This window comes from Cryobacterium sp. M15 (assembly GCF_002929675.1).
In the GTDB taxonomy this organism is placed as follows: Bacteria; Actinomycetota; Actinomycetes; order Actinomycetales; family Microbacteriaceae; genus Cryobacterium; species Cryobacterium lyxosi.
Window position 1 is genome coordinate 312,649 of record NZ_PJJW01000041.1, and the last position, 25,369, is coordinate 338,017.

General features: G+C 65.7%; 23 protein-coding genes and 1 riboswitch. Of the genes, 9 read left to right on the forward strand and 14 right to left on the reverse strand.

Translation table 11 applies throughout. From position 1 onward, the window contains the following. The first annotated feature begins 216 nt into the window (after window positions 1-216). Window positions 217-2,466, forward strand: a complete 2,250-nt coding sequence (locus CXY83_RS16430) for a heavy metal translocating P-type ATPase (RefSeq protein WP_104198377.1) — start codon at window positions 217-219, stop codon at window positions 2,464-2,466. Between the two features lie 149 nt (window positions 2,467-2,615). Here the strand turns inward: CXY83_RS16430 and CXY83_RS16435 are convergent, their stop codons facing one another. Genes CXY83_RS16435 through CXY83_RS16445 form a run of 3 tightly spaced genes read right to left on the reverse strand, consistent with a single transcriptional unit; the run spans window position 2,616 to window position 5,424 of the window. Beyond that, a complete protein-coding gene (locus CXY83_RS16435) occupies window positions 2,616-3,536 on the reverse strand; it encodes a DMT family transporter (RefSeq protein WP_104198378.1) in 921 nt (306 codons plus the stop codon). Window position 3,537: 1 nt separating this feature from the next. Then, window positions 3,538-4,509 (reverse strand): aldose 1-epimerase family protein, encoded by a 972-nt coding sequence (locus CXY83_RS16440; RefSeq protein ID WP_104198379.1) that lies wholly within the window; start codon window positions 4,507-4,509, stop codon window positions 3,538-3,540. A gap of 9 nt (window positions 4,510-4,518) precedes the next feature. After that, a complete protein-coding gene (locus tag CXY83_RS16445) occupies window positions 4,519-5,424 on the reverse strand; it encodes a DeoR/GlpR family DNA-binding transcription regulator (protein ID WP_233201023.1) in 906 nt (301 codons plus the stop codon). An 86-nt stretch (window positions 5,425-5,510) separates the two neighbouring features. Here CXY83_RS16445 and galT point away from each other — a divergent pair, with 86 nt between their 5' ends. From galT to CXY83_RS16460, 3 genes are all read left to right on the forward strand, one after another. After that, window positions 5,511-6,695: a galactose-1-phosphate uridylyltransferase gene (gene galT / locus CXY83_RS16450; RefSeq protein ID WP_233201024.1), complete on the forward strand. Its 1,185-nt coding sequence runs from the start codon at window positions 5,511-5,513 to the stop codon at window positions 6,693-6,695. Window positions 6,696-6,721: 26 nt separating this feature from the next. Then, a complete protein-coding gene (gene galK / locus CXY83_RS16455) occupies window positions 6,722-7,897 on the forward strand; it encodes a galactokinase (protein ID WP_369831181.1) in 1,176 nt (391 codons plus the stop codon). Between the two features lie 110 nt (window positions 7,898-8,007). Further along, the gene (locus CXY83_RS16460) at window positions 8,008-8,550 is read left to right on the forward strand and encodes a gamma carbonic anhydrase family protein (RefSeq protein ID WP_104198380.1); all 543 of its coding nucleotides are present in this window, start codon (window positions 8,008-8,010) and stop codon (window positions 8,548-8,550) included. Window positions 8,551-8,684: 134 nt separating this feature from the next. On the opposite strand, the gene CXY83_RS16465 is transcribed toward CXY83_RS16460, so the two are convergent. Then, the gene (locus CXY83_RS16465) at window positions 8,685-9,569 is read right to left on the reverse strand and encodes a bifunctional methylenetetrahydrofolate dehydrogenase/methenyltetrahydrofolate cyclohydrolase (protein WP_104198511.1); all 885 of its coding nucleotides are present in this window, start codon (window positions 9,567-9,569) and stop codon (window positions 8,685-8,687) included. Window positions 9,570-9,750: 181 nt separating this feature from the next. After that, entirely contained in the window at window positions 9,751-11,043 is a 1,293-nt protein-coding gene (gene glyA / locus CXY83_RS16470) for a serine hydroxymethyltransferase (protein WP_369831176.1), read from the reverse strand. A gap of 21 nt (window positions 11,044-11,064) precedes the next feature. After that, window positions 11,065-11,153: riboswitch (ZMP/ZTP riboswitch) on the reverse strand. Between the two features lie 140 nt (window positions 11,154-11,293). Between glyA and CXY83_RS16475 the strand changes: the two genes are divergently transcribed. Next, window positions 11,294-12,391, forward strand: a complete 1,098-nt coding sequence (locus tag CXY83_RS16475; RefSeq protein WP_104198381.1) for an LLM class flavin-dependent oxidoreductase — start codon at window positions 11,294-11,296, stop codon at window positions 12,389-12,391. An 85-nt stretch (window positions 12,392-12,476) separates the two neighbouring features. On the opposite strand, the gene mnhG is transcribed toward CXY83_RS16475, so the two are convergent. The 6 genes from mnhG to CXY83_RS16505 are packed head-to-tail and all read right to left on the reverse strand — an operon-like array spanning window position 12,477 to window position 18,791. After that, window positions 12,477-12,809, reverse strand: coding sequence for a monovalent cation/H(+) antiporter subunit G (gene mnhG / locus CXY83_RS16480; RefSeq protein WP_104198382.1), 333 nt, complete (start codon window positions 12,807-12,809; stop codon window positions 12,477-12,479). Window positions 12,810-12,843: 34 nt separating this feature from the next. Beyond that, window positions 12,844-13,113, reverse strand: coding sequence for a monovalent cation/H+ antiporter complex subunit F (locus CXY83_RS16485; protein ID WP_199184030.1), 270 nt, complete (start codon window positions 13,111-13,113; stop codon window positions 12,844-12,846). Next, entirely contained in the window at window positions 13,110-13,712 is a 603-nt protein-coding gene (locus CXY83_RS16490) for a Na+/H+ antiporter subunit E (RefSeq protein WP_104198383.1), read from the reverse strand. Before CXY83_RS16490 ends, CXY83_RS16485 begins: the two co-directional genes overlap by 4 nt. After that, on the reverse strand, window positions 13,709-15,316 hold the full coding sequence (locus tag CXY83_RS16495; protein ID WP_104198384.1) for a Na+/H+ antiporter subunit D: 1,608 nt from the start codon (window positions 15,314-15,316) through the stop codon (window positions 13,709-13,711). The genes CXY83_RS16490 and CXY83_RS16495 overlap by 4 nt, the downstream gene beginning before the upstream one ends. Continuing rightward, complete coding sequence (locus CXY83_RS16500; RefSeq protein ID WP_104198385.1) at window positions 15,313-15,843, reverse strand: sodium:proton antiporter; 531 nt, start codon at window positions 15,841-15,843, stop codon at window positions 15,313-15,315. Before CXY83_RS16500 ends, CXY83_RS16495 begins: the two co-directional genes overlap by 4 nt. Beyond that, window positions 15,840-18,791, reverse strand: coding sequence for a Na+/H+ antiporter subunit A (locus CXY83_RS16505; RefSeq protein WP_104198386.1), 2,952 nt, complete (start codon window positions 18,789-18,791; stop codon window positions 15,840-15,842). Before CXY83_RS16505 ends, CXY83_RS16500 begins: the two co-directional genes overlap by 4 nt. 456 nt (window positions 18,792-19,247) lie before the next feature. Between CXY83_RS16505 and CXY83_RS16510 the strand changes: the two genes are divergently transcribed. Continuing rightward, window positions 19,248-20,723, forward strand: coding sequence for an amino acid permease (locus tag CXY83_RS16510; RefSeq protein ID WP_233201038.1), 1,476 nt, complete (start codon window positions 19,248-19,250; stop codon window positions 20,721-20,723). 52 nt (window positions 20,724-20,775) lie between these two features. Here CXY83_RS16510 and CXY83_RS16515 read toward each other — a convergent pair whose 3' ends face one another. Next, a complete protein-coding gene (locus CXY83_RS16515; protein WP_104198387.1) occupies window positions 20,776-22,041 on the reverse strand; it encodes an MFS transporter in 1,266 nt (421 codons plus the stop codon). Between the two features lie 41 nt (window positions 22,042-22,082). Between CXY83_RS16515 and CXY83_RS17720 the strand changes: the two genes are divergently transcribed. From CXY83_RS17720 to CXY83_RS16525, 3 genes are all read left to right on the forward strand, one after another. After that, window positions 22,083-22,232, forward strand: coding sequence for a hypothetical protein (locus CXY83_RS17720; protein ID WP_158251915.1), 150 nt, complete (start codon window positions 22,083-22,085; stop codon window positions 22,230-22,232). Between the two features lie 4 nt (window positions 22,233-22,236). Beyond that, window positions 22,237-23,097 carry a formyltetrahydrofolate deformylase gene (gene purU, locus CXY83_RS16520; protein WP_104198388.1) on the forward strand — a complete coding sequence of 287 codons (861 nt, stop codon included), beginning with the start codon at window positions 22,237-22,239 and terminating at the stop codon, window positions 23,095-23,097. Window positions 23,098-23,204: 107 nt separating this feature from the next. Beyond that, on the forward strand, window positions 23,205-23,561 hold the full coding sequence (locus CXY83_RS16525; RefSeq protein ID WP_233193333.1) for a YrdB family protein: 357 nt from the start codon (window positions 23,205-23,207) through the stop codon (window positions 23,559-23,561). A gap of 57 nt (window positions 23,562-23,618) precedes the next feature. On the opposite strand, the gene CXY83_RS16530 is transcribed toward CXY83_RS16525, so the two are convergent. Together CXY83_RS16530 and CXY83_RS16535 are read right to left on the reverse strand one after the other, a co-directional pair. Next, window positions 23,619-24,269 (reverse strand): alpha/beta hydrolase, encoded by a 651-nt coding sequence (locus CXY83_RS16530; protein WP_233201025.1) that lies wholly within the window; start codon window positions 24,267-24,269, stop codon window positions 23,619-23,621. 77 nt (window positions 24,270-24,346) lie between these two features. Beyond that, a complete protein-coding gene (locus CXY83_RS16535; RefSeq protein ID WP_104198389.1) occupies window positions 24,347-25,354 on the reverse strand; it encodes a ring-cleaving dioxygenase in 1,008 nt (335 codons plus the stop codon). Between the last annotated feature and the right edge of the window lie 15 nt (window positions 25,355-25,369).

Here is a 25,369-nt window from a genome sequence, read left to right on the forward strand (position 1 = left end):
CCTGCCCGATTGCGCGGCAGAGTGGTGCTCATTCCTGCGTGTTCCGCCCGGACGCGTGCGAATGCGATACGTGGGGCCACGCTGTGCATTGGCACCATGCCCACGGCGACGAGCACTGCAGTGGGCATGGTGCTCATCGGTAGCGAAACTGAGGACGGTATACCCTAAGGGGGTATACTTCGAGAGTATCTGCAGATTCGAAAATCGAGGAACGTTATGACACAGCCCAACTCGAACCACGACACGCACGTCAGCACGGCGCACCTGGAGCCGGATCACGCGGCCATGGACCACAGCGCAATGGACCACAGCGCAATGAACCACAGCGCAATGAACCACAGCGCAATGAACCACGACACCATGGACCACAGCGCCATGAACCACAGCGCCATGAACCATAGCGGGCACAGCGATCACGTCGGGCAGTTCCGGCGCCTGTTCTGGACCATGCTCGTCATCGCGGTGCCCGTGGTGACGTTCAGCCACATGTTCGGGACGCTCGTCGGGTACGCCCTTCCGGACATAGCCGGCGTGACCTGGATCTCCCCCGTTCTCGGAACCGTCATGTATGTCTGGGGTGGACGACCGTTCCTGAGCGGAGCGGTGTCTGAGTTGAAGGCCCGCAAGCCCGGAATGATGCTGCTGATCGCCTTGGCGATCACGGTCGCGTTTCTCGCCTCCTGGTGCGCGAGCCTCGGCCTCATCGATGCTGAGCTCGATTTCTGGTGGGAACTCGCGCTGCTGATCGTGATCATGCTGCTCGGCCACTGGATCGAAATGCGCTCGCTGGCGCAGACATCCACCGCACTGGAATCGCTCGCTGCGCTGCTGCCCGATGAGGCCGAGCGAGTCGAGGGTGATGGCCTCGTTAGCGAGCACAGTGTCATGGTCTCACCGAGCGACCTGGTGCTGGGCGACCTCGTCGTGGTGCGGCCGGGCGGGCGCGTGCCGGCCGACGGGCAAGTCACCGAGGGCACGGCCGATGTCGACGAATCCATGATCACCGGCGAATCGCGGCCGGTGCAGCGGTCGCCCGGCGATCAGGTCGTGGCCGGGACGGTCGCGACCGATTCCGCCCTGCGGGTGCGCGTGAGCGCCGTCGGTGATGACACCGCGCTGGCTGGAATCCAGCGGCTCGTCACCGAGGCACAGAACTCATCGTCACGGGCGCAGCGTATCGCCGACCGGGCCGCCGGCTGGCTGTTCTGGTTCGCTCTCGGCTCCGGTATCGTGACCGCGATCGTCTGGACGCTGCTCGGCCAGCCACAGGATGCCGTCGTGCGCACGATCACCGTGCTCGTGATCGCCTGCCCGCACGCGCTCGGGCTGGCGATTCCGCTCGTGGTGTCGATCGCGACCGAGCGTGCAGCGAAGGGCGGCGTGCTCATCAAGGATCGCCTCGCCCTGGAGAGCATGCGCCAGGTCACCTCGGTATTGTTCGACAAGACCGGCACGCTCACCAAGGGCGAGCCCACGGTCAGTCATGTAGCCGTCGCAAGCAGCCAGGCGGATGCCGCGGCGCGCGTCCCTGAGGGCGGCGCGGCTTCGGTGGGCGCTTCGCCGGGCGCTGACCTGTTTTCGAGCGACGATGTGCTCGCGTGGGCGGCATCTGTGGAAGGTGACAGTGAACATCCGCTGGCTCGCGCCATCGTGACGGCTGCACGCGGGCATGGACTGACCGTGCCGCGGGCGAGCGCGTTTCAGACTGCAGCGGCGATCGGCGTGACCGGCCTGGTCGACGGGCACAGCGTGAGCGTCGGCGGGCCGAGCATGCTCGACGAGCACGGGGCTGCGCCACTGGCCGAGACCGTGGCGTGGCAGAGCCAGGGCGCGATCATTCTGCACGTGCTGCGCGACGGCATGGTCGTCGGCGCAATCGGCCTCGCCGATGAGATCCGCGAGGAGTCGCGACAAGCCGTGGACGCCCTGCACCGACGGGGTATCGAGGTCGTCATGATCACCGGCGACGCCCAGGCTGTGGCCCAGTCGGTCGCAACCGAGCTCGGCATCGACCGGGTGTTCGCGGGCGTGCATCCGGAGGATAAGGCGCGCAAAGTGGCCGAGCTGCAGCGCGAGGGCCGCCGCGTGGCGATGGTCGGCGACGGAGTGAACGATGCCCCGGCGCTCGCGCAAGCCGACGTCGGCATCGCGATCGGCGCCGGGACCGACGTGGCGATCGCGTCGGCGGGAGTCATTCTCGCCAGTGACGATCCGCGGTCAGTGCTCTCGGTAATCGAGCTGTCGCGGGCGAGCTACGGCAAGATGAAGCAGAACCTCTGGTGGGCGGCCGGGTACAACCTGCTGTCGGTTCCCCTCGCCGCGGGTGTGCTCGCGCCGATCGGCTTTGTACTGCCGATGGAGATCGGCGCCCTGCTCATGTCGGCATCGACCGTGGTTGTCGCCTTGAACGCGCAGCTGCTGCGCCGCCTCGACCTGCGCCCGGAGGCGAGTGTGCGCGAGCCGTAGGGCACGCGGGCCTCGAACCACGCGTTCGTGCACCGAGGTGTGGGTTTCATAAACCGCCCCGTAGGCCTTGCGCGCCTACAAACGATTCAGCGCCGTGAAGCTCACGGCTCGGCGAAGGAGCGCGCTGACCGGATCACCCCAACGGATACTCACCCCACGTTCAGACGGTGGCTCGCTTCGATGCGCTGGCCCCAGAACGTTCCCACGATGATGAGCACGGCACCGAGTGCCCCGATGAGCCCGAGGGCTTCGCTGCCAAGCGACACCCCCACGAGCACCGCCCAGATCGGTTCGGTGCCCATGAGGAGGCTGGCCCGTGCCGCCGAGGTACGGCGGATCGCCCACATCTGCGCTAGAAACGCGAACACGCTGCAGGCCAAGCCCAGGTAGAGCACGCCGATCCACGCGGCCAGGTTGAAGGTCAGGGCAGCCGCGACGAGGCCGGGAACATCGAATGCGGTGAAGACGACCGCCCCGACGACCGCCTGCAACAGCGTGAGCGTTATGGTGCTGTCACTGCGGCCACGAATCAGGTGGCCCATCATCGTCACGTGCAGGGAGCGCACGAGCGCCGCTGCAAGAATAAGCAGGTCGCCCACATTCGGCTGCGCAAACCCGTTGCCCGAGACGAGCAGGGCGACCCCGACAACGGCGAGCACGGCAGCCACGAAGAATGGGCGCGGCAGCCATCGACGGGCCGCGACCGACTCCAGCACCGGAGTGACAATGATGGTGAGACTGATGATGAGGCCCGCGTTCGTGGCTGACGTGAATGCCACGCCCTGGGTCTCAAGCCAGAGGATGCTCGCCTGAGTCACCCCGAGCAACACGCCGACCCCGAACGCACGCCGCGACGGCAACCGTTCGCGCCGCATCACCCAGACGATCAGCAGGGCGAGCGCCGCGACCAGAAAGCGCAGCGCGAGCACGGCCGATACGCTCGCCTGCTCGGTGAGCACCTTCGCGCTCAGGTAGCTTCCGCCCCAGACCAAGGCCACGAGTAGCAGCACAAGATCGACCCGGTAGCGTCCGAGGCGTGGCAGCATGCGGTGCGTCAGGGTTGTGGTCATCCTACGGTTGGCTCGGCGAGTCGAACCCGGCATGACGGATGCCCCAGCGCACGATCCACTCCTCCCCCGGTTGCAGCCAGTGCAGACCAGCGCCGGTGTTGAAGGCATCGGCGGGTGCCGTCATCGGTTCGATGGCGATCGCCTGGCCGCGTAATGGCTCGGTGGCTCCGGTGCGAACCGGAAAAACGCGCGGCGTGAAGACCTGCACGTAGCGCATATTCTCATCGCCCCAGAGGGTGACGCTGCGGCCATCCGTCGCCGTGAGGGAGTGTTCGCCGGGCGTGCCCGAGCTTGAACCAGCCAGGCCGACCCCGCCGAAGCCATCATCGAGGTCGAGCTCGCCGACCACAACGCCCCCGCGCAGGTCGAACCGGGTGCCGTCGACGGGGGTTTCGCCGGTCGGGTTGAGGCGGTCGTCTACGTCGATATGGGTTGCGGCATTTACTCGCACCATGAGATCGCCGGTCGGTACGTCACCGATTTTCAGATACGGATGCGCCCCCACCGCCACCGGCGCCGCGTCGGTACCGACGTTGGTCAGTCGGTGTGTCACGTTCAGACCGTTGGGAGTGAGCGCATAGCTCACCTCGGTGTCAAGGTGAAACGGGTAGCCGGACTGCGGAAAGACCGTCGCGGCGAGCGCGACCGAATCGCCCTGCCTCGACACCTCGCGATAGGAGGTGAAGCGGAGCAGCCCGTGAATGGCGTTGTGGCGGGCCGGTTCGGTGAGCGCGAGTTGGCGGGTGACGTCGTTCTGGGTCCATTTACCATCGCGAATGCGATTGGGCCACGGCACGAGGACGATGCCGGCAGCCATGGGAGGTTGCGCTGCTTCGGGAAAGGTCTCAACCAGGTCTATTCCGTTCACGGAATATACCCGGAGGCCAGCTGCCACCTCGGTCACGACGGCGTGGGCTGTTCCCCTCGCTGTCTGCACAGTCAGATCGTATTGAATTCCAGTCGGTGCGCGCATCCGTTTAGCCTAGGGCCGGTCTGGCGTCTGCGGCGTAGTTTCGGTTAGCTCGACGGTTAGCTCGACGGCTAGCTCGACGGGGAGTAAGACTCTCAGCCCGACCTCGCGCAGCGAATCCAATATCGCCGGATCTGCGGCGGCATCGGTGATGAGCGTGTGGAAGTCGCTCAGCGGGCCCACCCGGCCGAGATGCACCTGACCCAGCTTGGAGCGGTCGGCCACGACGACCACCCGCTCCGCTGCGGTGAGCATGAGCGCTTTGATTCCGGCCTCTGGCAGGTTGATGTTGGTGACACCGCCGGCGATGTCGACGCCATTACAACCGATGAAGACCAGGTCGGCATGAACCTGGCCGAGCATCAGCCCGGCGAGCGGCTCGACCAACGAGTGCTGCAGCGGGCGCAGTGACCCTCCGGTGACGATCACCGTGAACCGTGGAATGGCCTGTTCCAGTTCGAGGGCGATACTGAGCCCGTTGGTGATGATGACAACGTCGTGCAGGTCGTCCCGCGCAACCAGCGCGCGGGCCACAGCGTGGGTCGTGGTTCCCACATCAAGAATCACGCTCTGCCCACTGCGCACGAGCCCGGCTGCGATCTGGGCAATTTGTTGTTTGGGAACGATCGAGGCTTCCAGAGCTTCCTCGAACGAGTGCTCGCGTTCGGCGCGAAAACTTTCACCCTCGCCGAGGGAATGCGCCGGTACCGCTCCCCCATGCACGCGCCGAACAGAACCCTGAAGCTCCAGGGCGTCAAGATCCGCCCTCGCAGTAACTCCGGAAATGTTGAAGGCGCTCCGCAATTCGCTCACGCGCACAAACCCGCGTTCGTCCACCAGACGCTGTGCTTGCTCGCGGCGAACGTGAGCGGGAAGCGGATTGGGTATCGGGCTGCGCGTTGGTTCGGTCGCGGTCATCAAATTAGTATCACTTAGTTTCTTTTGCTTATCAATACGCAGTCATACGGTTTCGCTTGTGCAAAATTTGCTACTGTGGCAGGGCCATGATGAATCCACACATCCACCGCCCGCACTTTGTCGCCGATGAGACGATCGGGCGGCAGTCCAGCACCCTCGCCGACGGTCGCGACCTGGTGTATTTTGACGACCCTGACACCGCGCTGTCGCCGGATCGGGCGCCCGACCTGCGTGAACCCGCCGAACGTTCGATTACCGCGACCATGCGCCAAGACCCACTGACCGGGGAATGGGTCTCCATTGCCGCCAATCGCCAAGACCGGGTGTTCTTGCCGCCGGCCAACCTCGACCCGCTCGCACCACAATCCCCCGGCAATGCCTCGGAGATTCCGAGCAACTACGACGTGGCCGTCTTCGAGAATAAGTCCCCCGCATTTGGTCCTCTTGTGGCGGATGCCGCCACCCCGGTCGATCTGGCCGATCTTGACCGCATCGGCATCGGCCGTTCCCGCCGGTCCGTTGGCCGCTGCGAGGTGGTGTGCTTCAGTCCCGAGAACGAGGGATCCTTTGCCAGCCTGTCGGTGATTCGAGCCCGAACCGTCATTGAGGCCTGGGCGGAACGCACCCACGTGCTGTCGCAGTTGCCAGGCGTTGAGCAAGTATTCCCGTTTGAGAATAGAGGTGAGCAGATCGGGGTGACCCTGCGGCATCCGCACGGTCAAATCTATTCGTACCCCTACGTCACACCAAGAACCCAGCGCTTGGTCGACTCGCTCGAACGCTATGGACCAACCCTCTTTGCCGACATTCTGGCGAGCGAACAAGCCAGCGACCGGGTGATTCTTCGCGGCGAACACTGGACCGCCTTCGTTCCCTTCGCAGCGCGCTGGCCGATCGAAGTGCACATGCTGCCGCACCGCCAGACACCCGACTTTGCCGAAACCACCCTCGCCGAACGCGATGAGCTGGCCGTGTTGTATCGTCGACTGCTGCGCGGCATCGACGCGATCTACTCGTCGCCGACTCCCTATATCGCCGCGTGGCACCAGGCGCCGGTGCGGGTGCATCGGGCGGACATCCGTTTGATGCTGCAACTGACCAGCCCGCGACGCGCCGAGGACAAGCTCAAGTTTCTCGCCGGGTCGGAGGCCGCCATGGGCGCCTGGATCGGCGATGTCACTCCAGAGGATGCTGCCGCCCTGATTCGCGCGGCCGTCGCGCGCGCCGCCGAGGCGGACTTTGCCACAGTGGCTTCGAGGACACACCCGTGACGGGCCAAAATGCTGACCGCGCCGGCATCGTCGATGCGTTGGATCGCGCGGCCCAGGCGGGCTTTCAGAGTCGCTTTCATCGATCGGCGACAGGCCTGTGGTCGGCGCCCGGCCGGGTCAACCTGATCGGTGAGCACACCGACTACAACGACGGGTTCGTACTGCCGCTCGCCATCGACCGGCGCACGGTCGTTGCGCTGTCGACCAGGACCGACCGAGTCGTTCGCGTGGCGAGTTCCTTCGCGGCCGAGACCGTCGAGGTTTCCCTCGACGAGCTGGTTCCCGAGAAGCTCGACGGCTGGTCGGCGTACCCGCTGGGCGTGGCCTGGGCACTCAGGCAGTTCGGGGCTGACCTCACTGCCGTGCCGGGATTCGAGGTCTATATCGACTCCGACGTGCCGGTCGGCGCCGGGCTGTCGTCGTCAGCAGCGCTCGAAAGCGCCGTTGCGGTAGCCCTCAACGATGTGTGGGATCTGAGCCTCGACCGTGCAACGCTGGCCCGTGTTGGCCAACTCGCCGAGAACCGGGTCGTCGGCGCCCCGACCGGCATCATGGACCAATCCGCATCGCTGCTCGGCCAGGCCGACGCTGCGGTATTCCTGGACTGCCGAAGCCTCGCGGCCGAGGTCATTCCGCTCGGACTCAACCCGGCAGGCCTCGAGCTACTCATCATCGATACCCGCGTAAGCCACTCACACGCGACGGGCGGGTATGCCGCCCGCCGAAAGTCGTGTGAGGCCGGCGCCCGCGCTCTGGGCGTTCCGGCCCTACGCGATCTCAGCCTGCACGATCTTCCCCGAGCGCAGGCGATGCTTGACGACGAGACTTTTCGCCGAGTGCGTCACATCGTGACCGAGAACCAGCGCGTGCTCGACACCGTAGAGGCCTTGCGATCGAGCGGATGCACCGCGATCGGTCCGCTATTGGATGCGTCACACCGGTCGATGCGTGACGACTTCGAGATTTCAGCACCCGAACTAGACGTGGCCGTGGACACCGCCCGCCGCGCGGGTGCCATCGGCGCGCGCATGACCGGTGGCGGCTTCGGTGGCGCGGCTATCGCCCTGACCCCGACCGAGCTCGTGCCGGCGGTGACAGCCGCCGTGATGGTGGCCTTCACCGAACGAGGCTTTGCCACCCCCGACGTGTTCGTGGTGCACGCTGCCGATGGGGCAGCTCGCGACAGTGGCGCGCGCCCCTGAGCCGTCACGCCCCCGACCCGATTATGTTCTCGCCGTACAGCACGCTCTAGCGGCAGCCCAGGGTCCCGCAACGCATGGCCCCGGGAAGCGGCTCAGCTAGGCTGACGCGTATGACTGCCGATAACGCTGCCCGAATCATCGTTTTGCCGCACACGCCGGCTCCGAGCATCGCCGAAACGGCGTTCGTCGCCCCCGGGGCCGTCATTGTCGGCAATGTCATCCTCGCCGACCGGGCCAGCGTCTGGTACAACTCTGTACTGCGCGCCGAGCTCGAGCCGATCACGATCGGAGCCCGCTCGAACCTGCAGGACAACGTCTCCTGCCACGTCGATACCGACTTTCCACTCACTCTCGGCACCGGAGTCTCGGTCGGGCACGGCGCCGTGCTGCACGGGTGCACGATTGAAGACGACGTGCTTGTCGGAATGGCCGCGACCATTCTGAACGGCGCCGTCATCGGCACCGGATCCCTCGTGGCTGCCGGAGCCGTCGTGCTCGGTGGCACCGTCGTGCCACCCGGATCGCTCGTAGCCGGTGTCCCCGCCAAGGTTCGACGCCCCCTGACCGACGACGAGATCGCCAGCATCCGTCATAACGCAAAGAACTATCTCGAGCACACCGAACTGCACCGCGCAGCCCTCGCCCAGCAGTAGTTTTTCGGCACTAGCGGATGCCCCGCCGCTCACGCCGGTCAACCTGCGCCCGCCGCGCCAGATGTGCTGAGGTGACGGCATGTCGCGAAATTCACCGGCGTCAGCTACGGCCGACTGAACCCCCGGCCGGGCCGCTACGCCAGCAGGGACTGCTCGGCGGCCTTGACCACGTTGGAGAGCAGCATGGCGCGGGTCATCGGACCGACGCCGCGCGGGTTCGGCGAGAGGTGCCCGGCGACCGAGGCCACGTCGGGGTGCACGTCGCCGGTCAGCCGGCCCTTGCCGGTCTCTTCGTTGTGTACGCGAGTGATACCCACGTCGAGCACGGCGGCGCCCGGCTTGATCCAGTCGGCCTGAATCAGGTGCGGCACGCCAACGGCGGCCACGACGATGTCGGCGCGGCGCACCTCACCGGCAAGGTCGACCGTGCGCGAATGGGTCAGGGTAACGGTCGCGTCGAGGCCTTTACGGGTGAACAGCAAGCCGAGCGGGCGACCGACGGTGAGGCCGCGGCCCACCACGACGACCTTTTTGCCGACGATCGGCACATCGTAGCGGCGCAGCAGCTCGACGATTCCGGCCGGGGTGCACGGCAGCGGTGAACGCAGTTCACCCTCGATCCCGAGTACGAGGCGACCGAGGTTGGTCGGGTGCAGGCCGTCGGCGTCTTTGGACGGATCAATCAGTTCGAGCATCGCGTTCTCGTTGTGGCCGACCGGCAGCGGCAGCTGGATGATGTACCCGGTCACCTCGCGGCTGTCGTTGAGATCCTTGATGGCCGCGCGGACATCCGCCGAGGTCGCCGAACCGGGGAGGTCGATGCGCAGCGATCCGATGCCGACCTCGGCGCAGTCGCGGTGCTTGCCCGCGACGTAGGTCTCGGAGCCCGGGTCGTTGCCAACGAGCAGGGTGGCCAGGCCGGGTACCACGCCGTGCGAGCGCAGGGCAGCGATGCGGCCCCGCAGCTCGGCCTTGATGTCGGAGGCGGTCTTGACCCCGTCGAGTGTGATTGCCGTCATCATGGTTCCCTACTGTTGTCGATCGATGCACTTCGCTCGGACGGGGCCCGGGCCCCGTGCACGGGCCCAGGTTATAACCTGGGCCCAGGGTCGGGGCCCGGGCCCCGTCCCGTGGTGATGACTGGGTCCGTGCGCGCGCGGATGCCGCTGGCCCGGCCAGCGGCATCCGCTCTCGGGAAAGTTACTGCTGCAGGCCGGAGTACAGCGGGAACGCCTGCGTCAGCGCGCCGACACGGGCGCGGAGCGCGGCGATGTCGGCGCCGGGCTTGAGGGCCTCGGCGATGACGTCGGCGACCTCGGTGAATTCCACGTCGCCGAAGCCGCGGGTGGCCAGGGCTGGCGTGCCGATGCGCAGGCCCGAGGTAACCATCGGCGGGCGCGGGTCGAAGGGAACGGAGTTGCGGTTCACCGTGATGCCGACCTCGTGCAGGGCATCTTCGGCCTGTTGGCCATTGATCTCGGAGTGGCGCAGGTCGGCGAGCACGAGGTGCACGTCGGTGCCGCCGGTGAGCACGTCGATGCCGTGCTCGCGCGAGTCGTCGGCAGTGAGGCGGTCAGCGAGGATGCTGGCACCGCGCAGGGTGCGCTCCTGGCGTTCCTTGAACTCGGGCTCGGCGGCGAGCTTGAACGCGGTGGCCTTGGCGGCGATCACGTGCATGAGCGGGCCGCCCTGTTGGCCGGGGAACACGTTGGAGTTGAGCTTCTTGGCCAGTGCCATGTCGCGCGAGATGATCAAGCCCGAGCGCGGGCCGGCGAGGGTCTTGTGCACGGTGCTCGACACGACGTCGGCGTAAGGCACGGGCGAGGGGTGCAGCCCGGCGGCGACGAGTCCGGCGAAGTGAGCCATGTCGACCCAGAGCAGAGCGCCGACCTCGTCGGCGATGGCGCGGAAGGCTTCGAAGTCGAGGTGACGCGGGTAGGCGGACCAGCCGGCGATGATGACCTTCGGCTTGCTCTCGAGTGCTTTGTCGCGCACGACGTTCATATCGACGCGGAAGGTTTCCGGGTCGACACCGTAGGCGACCGGGTTGTACAGCTTGCCCGAGAAGTTGAGCTTCATGCCGTGGGTGAGGTGGCCGCCGTGGGCCAGCTCGAGGCCGAGAATGGTGTCGCCGGGCGTGGCAATGGCGGACAGCACCGCGGCGTTGGCGGTGGCGCCGGAGTGCGGCTGCACGTTCGCGTAGGCGGCACCGAAGAGGCTCTTGGCCCGGTCGATCGCTAGCTGCTCAGCGACATCGACGTACTCGCAGCCGCCGTAGTAGCGGCGACCGGGGTAGCCCTCGGCGTACTTGTTGGTGAGCACCGAGCCCTGCGACTGCAGCACGGCGCGCGGAACGAAGTTCTCGCTCGCGATCATCTCGAGGTAGTCGCGCTGGCGACCGAGTTCCAGCTCGAGCACGGCCGCGATCTCGGGGTCGACGACCGAGAGTGGTTCGTTGAAAGTTGACTTCAAAGCGATGGCGGAATCAGGCACGGAGTTCTCCTTCTATGTGGATGTTGCGGCCCAGGCGTGCGGCCACTAACCGTGTCAGTCGCTCCCCGATGGTGACCCATCTTTGTGCTACGCCAGTTGCGACACCACCATCGTATCAGCGGATGCTGCCGGCCGCGATCTCGGTATCCGTTTGCGCGTCGGCACCGAGCGGCCCACCGAGGGAATAGCCCGTGGCGATCCACCGTTATCCTAGACATACATGCAGACGCATTGAAATTTGGAGGATGGCATGCAGTTCGGAATCTTCACGGTCGGGGACAGGACCACCGATCCCACCACGGGCGACACCCCCACCGAGAACGCCCGGATCAAGGCCATGCTCACTATTGCGCAGAAGGTCGAGGAGGTGGGCCTCGACGTCTTCGCGACCGGCGAGCACCACAATCCGCCGTTCGTGCCGTCGTCGCCGACGACCCTGCTCGGCCACATTGCAGCGCAGACCCAGCGCATCATCCTGTCGACCGCAACGACACTGATCACCACGAGCGACCCGGTCAAGATCGCCGAGGACTTCGCCATGCTCCAGCACGTGGCCGACGGCCGGGTGGACCTGACGCTCGGCCGTGGAAACACCGGCCCGGTCTACCCGTGGTTCGGGAAAGACATCCGCGAGGGCATCCCGCTGGCCCTTGAGAACTACGCCCTGCTCCGCCGGCTGTGGCGCGAGGATTTCGTCGACTGGGAGGGCCAGTTCCGCACCCCACTGCACGGGTTCCAGTCCACCCCGCGGCCGCTCGACGGTGTGCCGCCCTTTATCTGGCACGGCAGCATCCGCAGCCCCGAAATCGCCGAGCAGGCCGCGTACTACGGCGACGGCTTCTTCTCGAACCACATCTTCTGGCCCGCCTCGCACACCGCGAAAATGGTGCAGTACTACCGCCAACGCTTCGAGCACTACGGCCACGGCACAGCCGCACAGGCCATCGTCGGACTCGGCGGCCAAGTGTTCATGAGTAAGAACTCCCAGGACGCCAAACGGAGGTTCCGCCCCTACTTCGACAAAGCCCCGGTTTACGGCAATGGCCCGAGCATGGAGGACTTCACCGCGCAGACCCCGCTCACCGTGGGCAGCCCCCAGGAAGTCATCGACCGCACCCTCGGATTTCGCGACTACGTCGGTGACTACCAGCGCCAGCTCTGGCTGATGGACCACGCCGGCTTGCCGCTGAAGACCGTACTCGAGCAGCTCGACCTGCTCGGCGAAGAGGTCGTTCCCGTTCTGCGCAGGGAATTCGCGAAGAACCGCCCGGCCGACGTACCGGATGCCCCCACTCACGAGTCCCTGCGTCTGGCCACCCTGGCTCCGGTGACTCCGGCGCGCTCGTAGCACTCGCGGCACTCGTTGCAGATGACGGCACCCCGAGGTCGGGGTGCCGTCATCCCGGTTCAGTGCCGCGAGCGATGCCCCCCGGTCAGCGGCCTTTCAGTTCGTCGACGATGAGCAGGTCGGGCCGCAGGTGCTCGGTCTCGTAGGCGGCCCGGCCCACCAGGTGCGCGGCCATCGGCGCTGTCAGCGCCTGGAACACGACGATCGCGACAACGAGGGTCACGGTGCCGACCGAGAAATTGTTGATCGCAACATCCGTTGTCACGGCCATGAGACCGAAGATCTGCGGCTTGGTCGCCGCGTGCAGGCGCGATAGTACGTCGGGAAAGCGGATGAGCCCGATTCCGGCGGCGAGGCACATGGTTGCGCTGGCGAGCACGAGAATCGCCGTGAGCACGTCGTGCAGCATCGCGCTCATACACTGACCGCCAGCCGGCAAAACAGTGGGGCGCTCATGCGCTGTCCCGGCCGGGCAGAAAGCGGGCGACGCTCAGCGACCCGAGGACCGCGAACAGGGCCAGTACGAGCAACACCGGCAGGTTGTCGGTGTGCCGGTTCAATGCCATCTCCGCGCCGAGGGCGCAGATGACCGTCGCGACCAGCACATCGGAGGCGATGACCCGGTCAAGCACGCTCGGGCCGACGACGATGCGATACACCGAGAAAAGCGCCGCGATCCCGAACATGATCGAAGCGACCACGGCCACAATCTGCAGAATCATAATGGTCCCTGTTCATTCTGGTCGACGCTGCGAGCGGTGCGACGGTTGGCGGGCGGCACCCCGCGCATCCGCTCGACGTCTTCGCGTGAGCCGAACCCGCGCACAATACGCTGCTCGGTGTCGAGTACCTGCCGACGAAAACTCTCGATGTCAGCGGCGCTGTGCATGTCGAGCACGTGCAGATACAAAATAGAAGATTCCCGGTCGATGTCCACCACGATCGAGCCGGGCACGATCGACGTGGCGACGGCGGTCCAGGTGAGAATGAGGTCACTGCGGGTGTGCAGGCGAATCGCCAGGATTGCGTTGCTCGAGACCAGCTTCGGCTTGATCGCCAGCCAGGCCACGTCGATCGACGCCCGAACGATATCCAGAATGAGGCGCACGAAGAACACGACGGCGTGCAGCGGATGTACCCGACCGCTCAGTTGCACCGGCACCAGGTAGAACGCCACGGTCACCACGATGCCCACGACGAAAGCGACCAGCAGGTTGAGCCAGGAGAACTCGCCCCACAGCAGCATCCACAGCACGATCAGGGCGATCAGCGGCGGAATCTGGTTGCCCACGGCCTCGAGGCGTTCACGCGGTGTGGTCACTTCGCGCCACCTTCGAAGTTGGTGCCCACGTTACTCTCGGCAATAGAACCGGTGCCGCTGGGAAACACGGCGTCGATATACGTCGACGGCGAGCTGATATTGGCGGCTGCCCGAGTGGTGAAGTCGAAGATGGGCCCGGCGAACACCGTGAGAGCCAGGGTCAACACGAGCATGGAGGTGGTCGCCCCGATCATGAGCGGGGAGATCGTCTTCTTCACCACGATTCCCTCGTCGTGCGGGTCTTCCGCGAGCGACACCGACATTGACGAGGGGGAATCCGTGACCTGCTGTTTCGGCCGCCAGAACGCCATGTTCCAGGCCCGGGCCAGGGCATACAGGGTGAGCAGCGAGGTGAGCGCCCCGACTCCGATCAGCACGAAGATGATCGGGTCGCCCACGATCGTGCCGGCCTGAAACAAAGCGATCTTGCCGAGAAAGCCCGAGAACGGCGGGATCCCTCCGAGGTTGAGGGCACCCAGGAAGAACAGGATGGCCACGAGCGGCGACGACCGCAGCAGCCCGCCGAGGCGCGAGAGCGACGTGGTGCCACCGACACGGTCGATCAGCCCCGTGGTGAGAAACAACGTCGTCTGCACAACGATGTGGTGCACAACGTAGAAGATGGTCGCGGCAATAGCCAGCGGAGTGCCAATCGCGATACCGAACAGCATGAAGCCGATGTGGCTGACCAGGGTGAACGAGAGCAGTCGTTTGATGTCGGCCTGGGCGAGCGCACCAAGAATGCCCACGAGCAGGGTCAGCGCGGCGACGATCATGAGCGGCATCGAGAACTGGTTGTCGGGAAAGAACAAGGTCTGGGTGCGCAGGATCGCGTAGACACCGACCTTGGTAAGCAGCCCGGCGAACACCGCGGTGACCGGAGCCGGCGCCGTCGGGTAGGAGTCCGGCAGCCAGAATGACATCGGGAATACGGCCGCCTTCACCCCGAAGGCGACCAGCAACAACAGCCCCAGAATCAGCCGGATGTCGGCGGGGAGGTCGGGCATCCGCTCGGCGATCAAGGCGAGGGTGACAGTGCCGGTGGCGCCGTAGATCAGGGCGATCGCGCTGAGAAAGAGCATGGACGACACCAGGCTCACGACGATATAGGTGATGCCCACCCGAATGCGCGCGCCGGTGCCGCCGAGGGTCAGCAGCACATAACTGGCCGAGAGCAGCATCTCAAAACCGACGTACATCGAGAACAGGTCGCCGGCGACGAAGGCGTTGAACAATCCGGCGGCGAGCACGAGATAGGTGGGGTGAAAGATCGAGACCGGAGTCTCGGTGTCACCGTCGATGATGCCCTGGCCCACCGCAAACACCAGCACGCCGAGCAGCATGAGCGCCGAGATGAGCAGCATGAGCGCCGAGAGCCGATCGACGACGAGCACGATGCCCCACGGTGCCTCCCAACCGCCGACCTGCACCACGGCCGGGCCGAACCGGTCGACCAACACGAGCAGCACGGCGCTCATCACCGTGGCGGCGGTGAGGCTCAGCACGCTGACCAGCACCTGGAGGCGGCGGCGCCGGCCGAGCATCAGCGCTACGGCCGCTCCGAGCAGCGGCAGGCAGACGATGAGGGGAACGAGCGCGGTCACCGCGTGTCCCCCCGGTTGGAAGCGGATGCGGCGGCCCCGCCGGCAGCATCCGTTTTGGTGGAGACGATGTCTTCGTCGCTCGTCGCGCCGTCACCGCGCTCAAACTCGTCGATCGACTCGGCGACCGCGTCGTCGTCATCAGAGGAAGAACGGAACGTGGCGTCGGCATCGTCGCCACTCTCGGTGGCGTGTTCGTCGGTGAGGGTGTCGCCCTCGTCGCCGAGCTGGGCCAGCCACCACGACCGGTAGATGAGGGCGAGCAGCAGTGCAGTGATGCCGAAGTTGATCACGATCGCGGTGAGCATGAGCACCTGCGGAATCGGGTCGACCATATCTTCGACGCTCGCACCGGTGACAATCGGCGCGCTGCCCGGCCGGCCGCTCATGATGAAGATGAGTAGATTGGTGGCGTTGCCGACCAGCAGAAAGCCGATCAGAACCCGGGTGAGGCTGCGTTCAAGCATCACGTAGACGCCGGCCGCGTACATGACGGCCATCACGATGACGAGGGTCAGGGAGGCGCTCATCGGGTGACCTGCTCGGGAGTTGTCGTGGATGCGCCCTCGGGAGCGGTGTCCGGCGGCGGCCCGATCTCGTCATTGTCACTCTGCCGATCAATCTCGCTGCCGAGGCTGCGCAGAATGTCGTAGGTCAGGCCGATGACGACGAGGTAGACACCGATGTCGAAGATGGTCGAGGTGCCAAACGACAGGTCGCCGAGCACGGGCACGGTCGCCGTGAAGTAAGCCGATTCAAGCGGCAGGCCGTCGAAGAACAGCGAGACGACGGCCATCCCCACGGCGAGGATGACGCCGAAGCCGAGAAGCTTGCCCGGGTCGATCGGGGCCGCTTCGCTGAGCTCGTAGCGTCCGCCGGCGAGATACCGGGCCACGAGCGCCAGGCCCGCCAGCAGTCCCCCGGCGAATCCGCCGCCGGGCAGGTCGTGGCCGGCGAAGAGCAGGTAGATCGACACGATCATTGCGGGGTGGAAGAGCAGCCGCACGAGCACTTCGATGAGAATCGACCGGCTGCGCGGATCATTTTTACGCCCGGCGAGTAGGAAAGCCTGCCGGGTGACGGCGTGGCCCTCGCTCGAGAGTTCGGGGTCGGCGACGACTCGACGGCGGTTGGCCGCCGAGCGCAGGCGGCGGGATTCCTTCAGTCGCGGCACGACCGCATTGCGACCCGAGACGAACAGCAGGCTCGCGACGCCGGTCGCCACGACGATGAGCACCGATACCTCGCCCATGGTGTCCCAGGCGCGTATGTCGACGAGCATCACGTTGACGATGTTGTCGCCGTGACCCTCTTCGACCGACAATCGGGGCAGGGCGCCGGCGATGCTGTCGAACTGGCGGGCGCCGAGCGCGATGAAGCCGATCGTTCCCATGACCAGGCCCACAAGGCTGCCGATCAGCAGGCGGCGTTTGGGGCGCACCGGTTTGTTGTGCTGGGCGATGTTTGCGGGCAGGCGGCGCAGTACCAGCACGAAAATCACGAGGGTGATCGATTCCACCAAGGCCTGGGTGAGGGCGAGGTCGGGCGCGCCGTGAAAAGCGAACAGGGCGACGAGGCCGTAACCGGTGACACCGGCAAGGATGACCGCGGTCATCCGCTGCCCGACCCGCGCTGCCATGACCGCGCAGATGGCCATGATCAGTGCAATAAGCACCTGGCCGGGGTAGTCCCACCACACGATTGTGTCCGGCCAGGTGCGGTTGACGAAGGCTGCAAAGCCGAGGGCGAGCACGAAAACGGTGAGGATGGTGCCCAGGTATTGCGGGAGCCCGCCACGCTGGGCAAAATGAGTGACCCGGGCTGCAAGATGGTCGACACCGCGAATGGCTTTGCCGTAGCCGCGGCCGGCATCGATAACGTCGGGCACCTTGGCCTGCAGTCGCAATACTTTGCGGCGAGCGCGGAACATGAGAGCTCCGAGCAGCAGGACAACCGCGCTCAGGTACAGTGCCGGTTCCAGCCCATGCCAGAGCGCGAGGTGATACGGCGGTTCGGTCAGGCTGCCGACGCCCGGCACCGTGTCAGCGTAGGGCGTGAGCAACGGGTCGAGCACCGAGGCGAACAGACCAAGGCCGATGGTCGCCACCGTGAGCACACCGGGGGCGAGTAGCGTGTCCCACGGACTCGCGCGCAGCACTGTGGCCGGCTGCTTCTTGCGCGTTTTGAAAGCGCCCCAGAAGAAGCGGATGCTATAGGCCACGGTGAGAACGGATCCAACGGCCGTGCCGATCAGCGCCGCATAACCCCAGCCGGAACCGCCGACACCGGCGTCGAGTAGTGAGGTGAACACGGCTTCCTTGGCGACGAAACCCAAGAGCGGCGGCAGGCCTGCCATCGACGCGACCGCCACGAACGCGATGACGGCCAGCGCCGGGGCGCTGCGACCGACGCCGCTGAGTTTGCGCCAGTCGCGGGTGCCTGCCCGGTGGTCGATGACCCCGACCACGAGAAAGAGTGTGGCTTTGTACAAGGCGTGCGCCAGCAGCAGAGCGGCGCCGGCGAGCGCGGTGTCGCGGGTGTTGAACCCGATCGCGATCATGAGAAAGCCGAGCTGGCTGACCGTGCCGTAGGCCAGCAGCAGCTTGAGGTCATACTGGCGCAGCGCCCGCCAGGCCCCGACGATCATGGTCCAGACGCCGAAGGTGACGAGCACCGGCAGCCAGCCGTCGCTGTCGGCATACCCGGGGGCGAGACGGGCGACGATGTAGATGCCGGCCTTGACCATGGCGGCGGCGTGCAGGTAGGCGCTGACCGGGGTCGGCGCGGCCATCGCGGCGGGCAGCCAGAAGTGGAACGGCACGAGGGCACTCTTGGAAAGCGCCCCGACCAAAATGAGCAGAATCGCCCAGGTGCCCATCTGGGTGGTCACCGGGTTCGCCACGATGTAGGCGAGGCTCGTCGTACCGGAAGCGACCGAGATCATCACGACGCCGACCAGCATCACCAGGCCGCCGAAGGTTGTCACGATCAGGGCCTGCAGGGCGGCGCCGCGACTCTCGCGTTTGTGCGTGTAATGCCCGATCAGCAGGTAGGAGAGCACGCTCGTGATCTCCCAGAACATGAACATGATCAGCAGGTCGTCTGCGGTGACCAGCCCGTACATGGTGCCCGCGAAGGCGAGCAGCAGCGCGGCGAAACGACCGAGGCTGGGTTCTTGATCGGTGAAGTAGCGGGCGCAGTAGACCAGTACGAGGGCGCCGATCCCGGTGACGACGAGGGCGAGCAACCAGGCCAGGGTGTCGACCCGAAAGGAGAGGCTGATGCCGAGCTGCGGAATCCACGGGATCGACTGGGTGACGGCCCCACCCGCGGTGACCGTGGCCGTCTGGGTGAGCGTGTAGGCAAAGGCGCCGGCCGGCAGCAGGGCGATCAGGTAGAAGACGCGGGTACCCAGATACCGGGTGAGCCCGGGCGTCAGTACCGACAAGACGATAAACGCGAGGAGGAATGGAACCATGCGTCCTCCAGGCTGGTCAGGTCGGGCTGGTCAGGTCGGGCTGGTCAGGGCGGGTTTGTCTGGTCAGGCTTGTCAGGTCAGGGCGTGATCCCCAATTCTACCCGCCGACCGGCGCCCCGGACCGGGAAATGCACTTCCGGCGCATCTCGCGGCCGGGCACATCGGACCGCGGGGTAGGGTTACGTTATCCACCCGGCCGACGTCGCTCGCCGCTAGATGCGCGCGAACTGACCGTTTCCGGCCACTTTCCGCGACACTCTCGACCGTTTCTTCGAACGCACTGTTTTCGTTCTGAAGAAGGTGCTCGTGAGCGTCCGGCCAACGAAATCGAGCACCGTTGTGAGCCCCACCCACGGCCAGAAGCCTTCCTCCACCCCCGCACCGGGTGCCTCTCCTTCTGAGCCGCACGGACACCACGACCACGCAAATCCGCCCGGAGAGACCCCCTTCGAGCACATCGAAGACGCCCTGAGCGTGCACGAAGATGACGCGCTGCATAAGGGACTGAAGTCTCGCCACGTACAGATGATTGCGATCGGTGGAGCGATCGGTACCGGGTTGTTCCTCGGTGCTGGCGGACGCCTGGCCAGCGCCGGTCCCGCCCTGGTCGTCATTTATGCAATCTGCGGCTTCTTCGCCTTTCTCATTCTGCGGGCGCTCGGTGAACTGGTGCTGCACCGTCCGAGTTCCGGCTCCTTCGTGTCATACGCACGCGAGTTCTTCGGCGAGAAGACGGCTTTCGTGACCGGCTGGCTGTACTGGCTGAACTGGGCCATGACAGCCATCGTCGATGTGACAGCGGTTGCGCTGTATATGAACTTCTTCGCCACCTACTGGGCACCGTTCGGTTCGGTGCCGCAGTGGCTGTATGCCCTCGCGGCTCTCAGCCTGGTCATGTTCCTCAACCTCCTCTCGGTCAAGGTGTTCGGGGAGATGGAATTCTGGTTCGCGCTCATCAAGGTGCTCGCGATCGTGGCGTTCCTGATCGTGGGAACCTGGATGGTGATTTTCGGCACGCCGCTGGACGGCGCCACGGCTGGGTTTGCGCTGATCGGGGAAAACGGGGGCTGGCTGCCCAACGGGCTGATCGCATCCGTTTTGGTCGTACAGGGCGTCGTCTTTGCCTACGCTTCGATCGAGCTGGTCGGCACGACAGCGGGCGAGACGAAGAACCCCGAGAAGGTGATGCCGAAGGCGATCAATACGGTCATCATTCGCATCGCGGTGTTCTACGTGGGCTCGATCCTGCTGCTCTCACTGCTCTTGCCGTACACGGCCTACAAGGCCGGCGAGAGCCCGTTCGTCACTTTTTTTGCCACGATCGGGGTCGATGGCGTCGACGTGATCATGAACCTTGTCGTGCTCACAGCGGCGTTGTCCTCGCTCAATGCTGGCTTATATTCCACTGGACGCATACTCCGGTCGATGTCGCTCGCCGGTTCAGCGCCGCGCTTCGCGGGCAAGATCAGCCGCAACGGGGTGCCGTTCGGCGGCATCCTGCTGACCGGTGCCGTAACGCTGCTCGGCGTCGGACTCAACGCCATCGTGCCCGACAATGCATTCGAGATCGTGCTCAACATGGCTGCGATCGGCATCGTGAGCGCTTGGGGCATGATCGTGCTGTGCCAGCTTCGACTGCAAGCCTGGGCAAAACGGGGCATTCTGGTGCGCCCGGTGTTCCGCATGCCGTGGGCGCCATACTCCGGCTACGTGACGCTCGTGTTCCTGGTCGGGGTGCTCGTATTGATGGCATTCGACTGGCCGGTCGGCACGCTCACGATCAGTTCACTCGTGCTCATCATTCCGGGACTGATGATCGGCTGGTATGCCTGCCGCGGCCGCATTCTCGAGATCGCAGCGGCCCGCGAGGGCTTCACCGGCCACGTGCCGGTCGTCGCCAACCGTCCGTTGTCCGACCGACCCCGCCACTAGCCATCCGCCTTCCCTGAGCATCGCGCTGCTCGGCGTTTGGTCGCTGCGGCGTTCAGCTGCTGCGGCGGGTCGCCATGCGGTCGGTAATGATCACGAGCACCAGCGCCACGACCAGCACCCCGACATAGACGATCGGCACCGTTTCGAGCCCGACGCTGTCAATCAGCACGGCGCCGAGCAGTGCGCCGCCGCCGATACCAGCGTTGAACGCGGTGGTGTAGAAGGCACTTGCGGTATCGCGGATATGCGGCGACGCGGCGTGCAGCATCCGCGTTTGCATGAGCGGGGGCAGCATGCCGAACACCATGCCCCAGAGCACGAACGCGGCGATCGCGACGGGCAGGGTCGCCGTGAACAGGGCGAGCAGGCTCACGCTGACGGCGCTCGCGGCGAGGCCCAGAACCAGGCCGAGGCTCGGTCGGGAACCGAAAACCGTGCCGACGAGCAGCAATCCGACAGCACCAGCCACGCCATAGGCGAAGAGCAGCGGGGCCAGAAGAACGGGGTCGACGCCGAGCCCATCGAGCAGGAACGGCGTGATGTACGTGTAGAAACTGTAGTGGCCGATCATCGTGATGCCGGTGATGCTGCAGATCAACACCACCGCCGGTACAGTCGCGTCCCGACGGTTTTTCGTTGCCGATTTGGTCGGGTCAGCGGATGCCGATGCGCCCGTAGAGTGCCGCGCCACCGGCGGCAGAAACTTCCAGACCAGTACCGCACCGACGAGCATCAGGGCGGCGAGCACGACGAAAGAGAGCCGCCAGCCGAGCAGATGCCCGCCCGCAGTGCCGAGCGGAACCCCGAAGACGAAGGCGAGAGTGCCGCCCGCGACCGTGATGGAAACCGCGCGACCGATCTGCGCCTTCGGCACGAGGTGGGCAGCGTAGGCGCCGACAACCGACCAGAACAAGCCGTGCGCGACGCCGCCGAGCACTCGGGCGGCAACGACGAACTCGTAGGTCGGAGCGATGGCGGTGAGGATATTGCTCACCGCGAAGATGATGAGCACAACGATGATCAGGCCGTGGCGCGGAAAGCGGCGGGTCCAAATTGCGACCGGGGCGCTCGTGAGCACGACCGTGAAGGCGAACCACGAGACCAGAAGCCCGATTTGCGACTGGGCGACGCCCAGACTGCCGCTCATTTCGGGGAGCAGGCCCGTCGGTAACATTTCGCTCGTGACTGAAAGAAATACGGCAGCCGACAGGGTGATCAATCCGACCCAGGGAAACGGAGGTTCACTCGCGTGGGTGCGGGCGGGAGGCACGACGGGGATCGACCCGGTGGGCAGAAAAATATTGGCTGTATTGGTCATGTCTGCATTCATGCTGAGAGTCGAAGCCGACCGGTGGGACCATGCACACCGACGTCAAAACCACTCGACTGCGCGCCGACGTGCGCGCCCGGGGCCGCCTTGTTCAGGACGACCACCGGGTAGTCTACCCACACGAGGTGATCGGCAGACTTGTCGGACCACGGCATCCGCTCGACCGCCCGGTATTCTGAGGTAATGACTTCTTCCACCCCACATCACTGGGTTATCACGCTGGTCTGTGCCGACCAGCCCGGAATCGTTCACGCGGTCAGCGGCGCGATCGTGCAAGCGCAGGGCAATATCTCCGAGAGCCAGCAGTTCTCCAGTGATGACACCGGGCGTTTTTTCATGCGGCTGCAGGTGCAGTCGCCGGCGACCCGGCCCGAGCTCGAGGCGGCGCTCGCGCCCGTGATCGAACGCTACGCGATGGCGTCGATCATCGATGTCGTCGGGCGTCCGCTGCGCACACTCGTGCTCGCCTCGTCGGCCGGCCACTGCGTGAACGACCTGCTGTTTCGCCAGCGTGGCGGGCAGTTGCCGGTCGAGATTCCGCTCGTGCTGAGCAATCACGGCACGCTGCGCGACCTGGTCGGGTTTTACGGCGTTCCGTTCGAGTCGTTGCCGATAACGGATACCGCCAGCAAGGCCGCTTTCGAGGCCCGCGTCATCGACGCTGTCGACGAGCTCGATATCGAACTCGTCGTGCTCGCCCGCTACATGCAGATTCTCTCGCCCGAACTATGCGCTCGGCTCAACGGTCGGGCGATCAACATTCACCACTCGTTCCTGCCGGGGTTCAAGGGGGCCAACCCGTACCGCCAGGCGCACGCCCGCGGCGTGAAGCTGATTGGGGCGACGGCGCACTTCGTGACCGGCGACCTCGATGAGGGACCGATCATCGAGCAGAACGTGGTGCGGGTCGATCATTCGCGCACCCCGACGGAGCTGGTGTCGATCGGACAAGACGAGGAGAGCCGCACACTGACCCAGGCGGTGAAGTGGTTTGCCGAGAACCGGGTACTGCTCGACGGGGCGCGCACGATCATCTTCAAGTAACCGCGCGGATTCGCGGGCCCACCTTCTGACCCGGGGCCCAGTTTCTATCCTGGGCCCAGGATCCGGGCCCGGGCCGCGGGGGCGGAGGGCATCGCTAAGCTTGACGGGTGACAGATACGCGCGGCCTCCCGAAAATCGGCCCCAACGACATGCTTCGGTTCGTGCTCGAACTCTTCGCCTTCATCAGCCTCGGATTCTGGGGCTTCATCGCCTGGCCACTCCCCTGGCCCGGCATCTTGTTCGGCCTCGCGACCCCAGCTTTCGCGATTCTGGTCTGGGCCCTGTTCCGGTCCCCGAAGGCCGTGTTCCGACTCGACCCGTTCGGTAAGGCCTTCATCGAGATCGCCATCTTCGGCGCAGCCGCGATCGCCTGGTGGGACCTCGGCTTCCCCATCATCACCGTGGTCTTCGCCGTCGTCGCCACGGTGAGCGGCGTCATCTCGGGTCGAAAAGAACTCCGCTAGCCCGTTCGGGCGCGAAAAGTACCCGTGGGAACGGGCACTTCGCACACTTGCGGCAGGCTACAAGACGGCGCCCAGCCACGCCACCGCGGCGGCAACATCCGTTTCGGCAATGCCGTGCCCGCCAGGGCGCAGCTCCTGCTGCACCTGCGCGCCGCGCGCTTCGAGCAACGTCACGAGTTTCTGAACGCTCGGCAGCGGTGCCATCGGGTCGCTACGACCGTTCAGTAGCAGCAGAGCGGATGCCGCCAGCTCGTTCCCGGCGACCCGCGCGTCAGGTTTTGCATTCGATGCAACCCGGTCGAGCGGATGCATGCCAGAGAACGCGATCACGCGCGGCACCACCTCGGGGTGTAACAGCGCCGTCGCAAGTGCGATGTTGGCGCCGTTCGAGAATCCGACGGCGACCAGCGAGCGGTCACCCAATTCGTAGTGGTCACGCGCCCAGACCAAAAATCCGGCCAGCTCATCGGCTCGTCGAACCACGTCGTCGGTGTCGAAGACACCCTCTGACAGGCGCCGGAACCAGCGGTTCATACCGTTCTCCTGCACGCGACCGCGCGGGGCGAGCACGGCGGCGTTTCGGTCGAGCGCCGCGGCCAAACCACTGACCTGTTGTTCATCGCCGCCGGTACCGTGCAGCATCAGCAGCACGGGCGCTGAGACAGAACCGGGCCGGAACAGGTGCGGCCACTGCGCAGTCTCGTTCACGGCGCAGTCTCGTTCACGGCGCAGTCTCGTTCACGGCGCTCATTCGGCCGGTCCGCTCGACGTGTGCGCCGCGACGCTCATTCGGTGACCGAGGCGGCAGCCGAAACCGGCGCCGCAGCATCCGCTGCCCCGGGGTTGTTCCCGGGCGGCAGAGTGATCGGCACGACCGCATTCTCAATGGCCTCGCGGCTCGGCTCGAGCCACGGCGGAAGCTTGAGCGACCGGCCGAGCTCGAGGAGCGGCTCGTCAATGTCGAATCCGGGGGTGTCGGTGGCGATTTCGAACAGTACGCCACCGGGTTCGCGAAAGTAGATCGAGGTGAAGTACTGGCGGTCGAGAATGGCGGTCACGCTGTAGCCGCGGTCCGCGAGCTGCTCACGCCATTCGACCTGGGTGGCCCGGTCAGGCACCCGGAAGGCCACGTGGTGCACGCTGCCGCCGGCGGTCAAACCGGGCTCATTCCTGGGGTCGGCCAGCACGTCGACGAGGTTGCCGGGCGCGCCATCGCCGGCGCCCACGCGAATGCGGCCCGCCGTTTCACTGATGATATGCATGCCCAGGTCGGCCGTGAGCACCTGCACGGTCTTCGCCGGGTCGGCCACGGTGATCACGGAGGAGTGCTGCCCGCGCACCGCGAACTCGGCGGGAACGGATGCGGAATCCCAGGGATTACGCGGATCCACCGTCGACGACGCCACCAGATCCAGCTGCAGTCCGTCCGGGTCACGCAGTGAGAGCCGCTCCTCGTGGGAGGAGCGCCCGGTCACGTCGGACTCCACGCCAAGCTTGGCGAAGTGGTCCTTCCACCAGCCGATGCTGCCGGCCGGAACCGAGAACGCGGTCGTGGTCGATTGGCCGGCACCGATGCGACCGCTTTGAATACCGGTCCAGGGAAAGAAAGTGAGCAGTGAGCCGGGTCGGCCGGAATCGTCGCCGTAGTAGAGGTGATAAGTTCCCGGGTCATCGAAGTTCACGGTTTTCTTGACGAGGCGCAGGCCGAGCCCGGTTACGTAGAAGTCGATGTTGCTCTGTGGGGCGCCCGCGATCGCGGTGACATGGTGCAGTCCGGTGGTCTGGACGGTCATGAGGTCCTCTCCTTG

Coding starts and splice junctions, on each gene's coding strand:
- CXY83_RS16430 (WP_104198377.1), top strand. CDS start 217: ATGACACAGCCCAACTCGAACCACGACACGCACGTCAGCACGGCGCAC.
- CXY83_RS16435 (WP_104198378.1), bottom strand. CDS start 3,536: ATGACCACAACCCTGACGCACCGCATGCTGCCACGCCTCGGACGCTAC.
- CXY83_RS16440 (WP_104198379.1), bottom strand. CDS start 4,509: ATGCGCGCACCGACTGGAATTCAATACGATCTGACTGTGCAGACAGCG.
- CXY83_RS16445 (WP_233201023.1), bottom strand. CDS start 5,424: ATGACCGCGACCGAACCAACGCGCAGCCCGATACCCAATCCGCTTCCC.
- galT (WP_233201024.1), top strand. CDS start 5,511: ATGATGAATCCACACATCCACCGCCCGCACTTTGTCGCCGATGAGACG.
- CXY83_RS16460 (WP_104198380.1), top strand. CDS start 8,008: ATGACTGCCGATAACGCTGCCCGAATCATCGTTTTGCCGCACACGCCG.
- CXY83_RS16465 (WP_104198511.1), bottom strand. CDS start 9,569: ATGACGGCAATCACACTCGACGGGGTCAAGACCGCCTCCGACATCAAG.
- CXY83_RS16475 (WP_104198381.1), top strand. CDS start 11,294: ATGCAGTTCGGAATCTTCACGGTCGGGGACAGGACCACCGATCCCACC.
- mnhG (WP_104198382.1), bottom strand. CDS start 12,809: ATGAGCGCGATGCTGCACGACGTGCTCACGGCGATTCTCGTGCTCGCC.
- CXY83_RS16485 (WP_199184030.1), bottom strand. CDS start 13,113: ATGATTCTGCAGATTGTGGCCGTGGTCGCTTCGATCATGTTCGGGATC.
- CXY83_RS16500 (WP_104198385.1), bottom strand. CDS start 15,843: ATGAGCGCCTCCCTGACCCTCGTCATCGTGATGGCCGTCATGTACGCG.
- CXY83_RS16505 (WP_104198386.1), bottom strand. CDS start 18,791: ATGGTTCCATTCCTCCTCGCGTTTATCGTCTTGTCGGTACTGACGCCC.
- CXY83_RS16515 (WP_104198387.1), bottom strand. CDS start 22,041: ATGACCAATACAGCCAATATTTTTCTGCCCACCGGGTCGATCCCCGTC.
- CXY83_RS17720 (WP_158251915.1), top strand. CDS start 22,083: ATGCACACCGACGTCAAAACCACTCGACTGCGCGCCGACGTGCGCGCC.
- purU (WP_104198388.1), top strand. CDS start 22,237: ATGACTTCTTCCACCCCACATCACTGGGTTATCACGCTGGTCTGTGCC.
- CXY83_RS16535 (WP_104198389.1), bottom strand. CDS start 25,354: ATGACCGTCCAGACCACCGGACTGCACCATGTCACCGCGATCGCGGGC.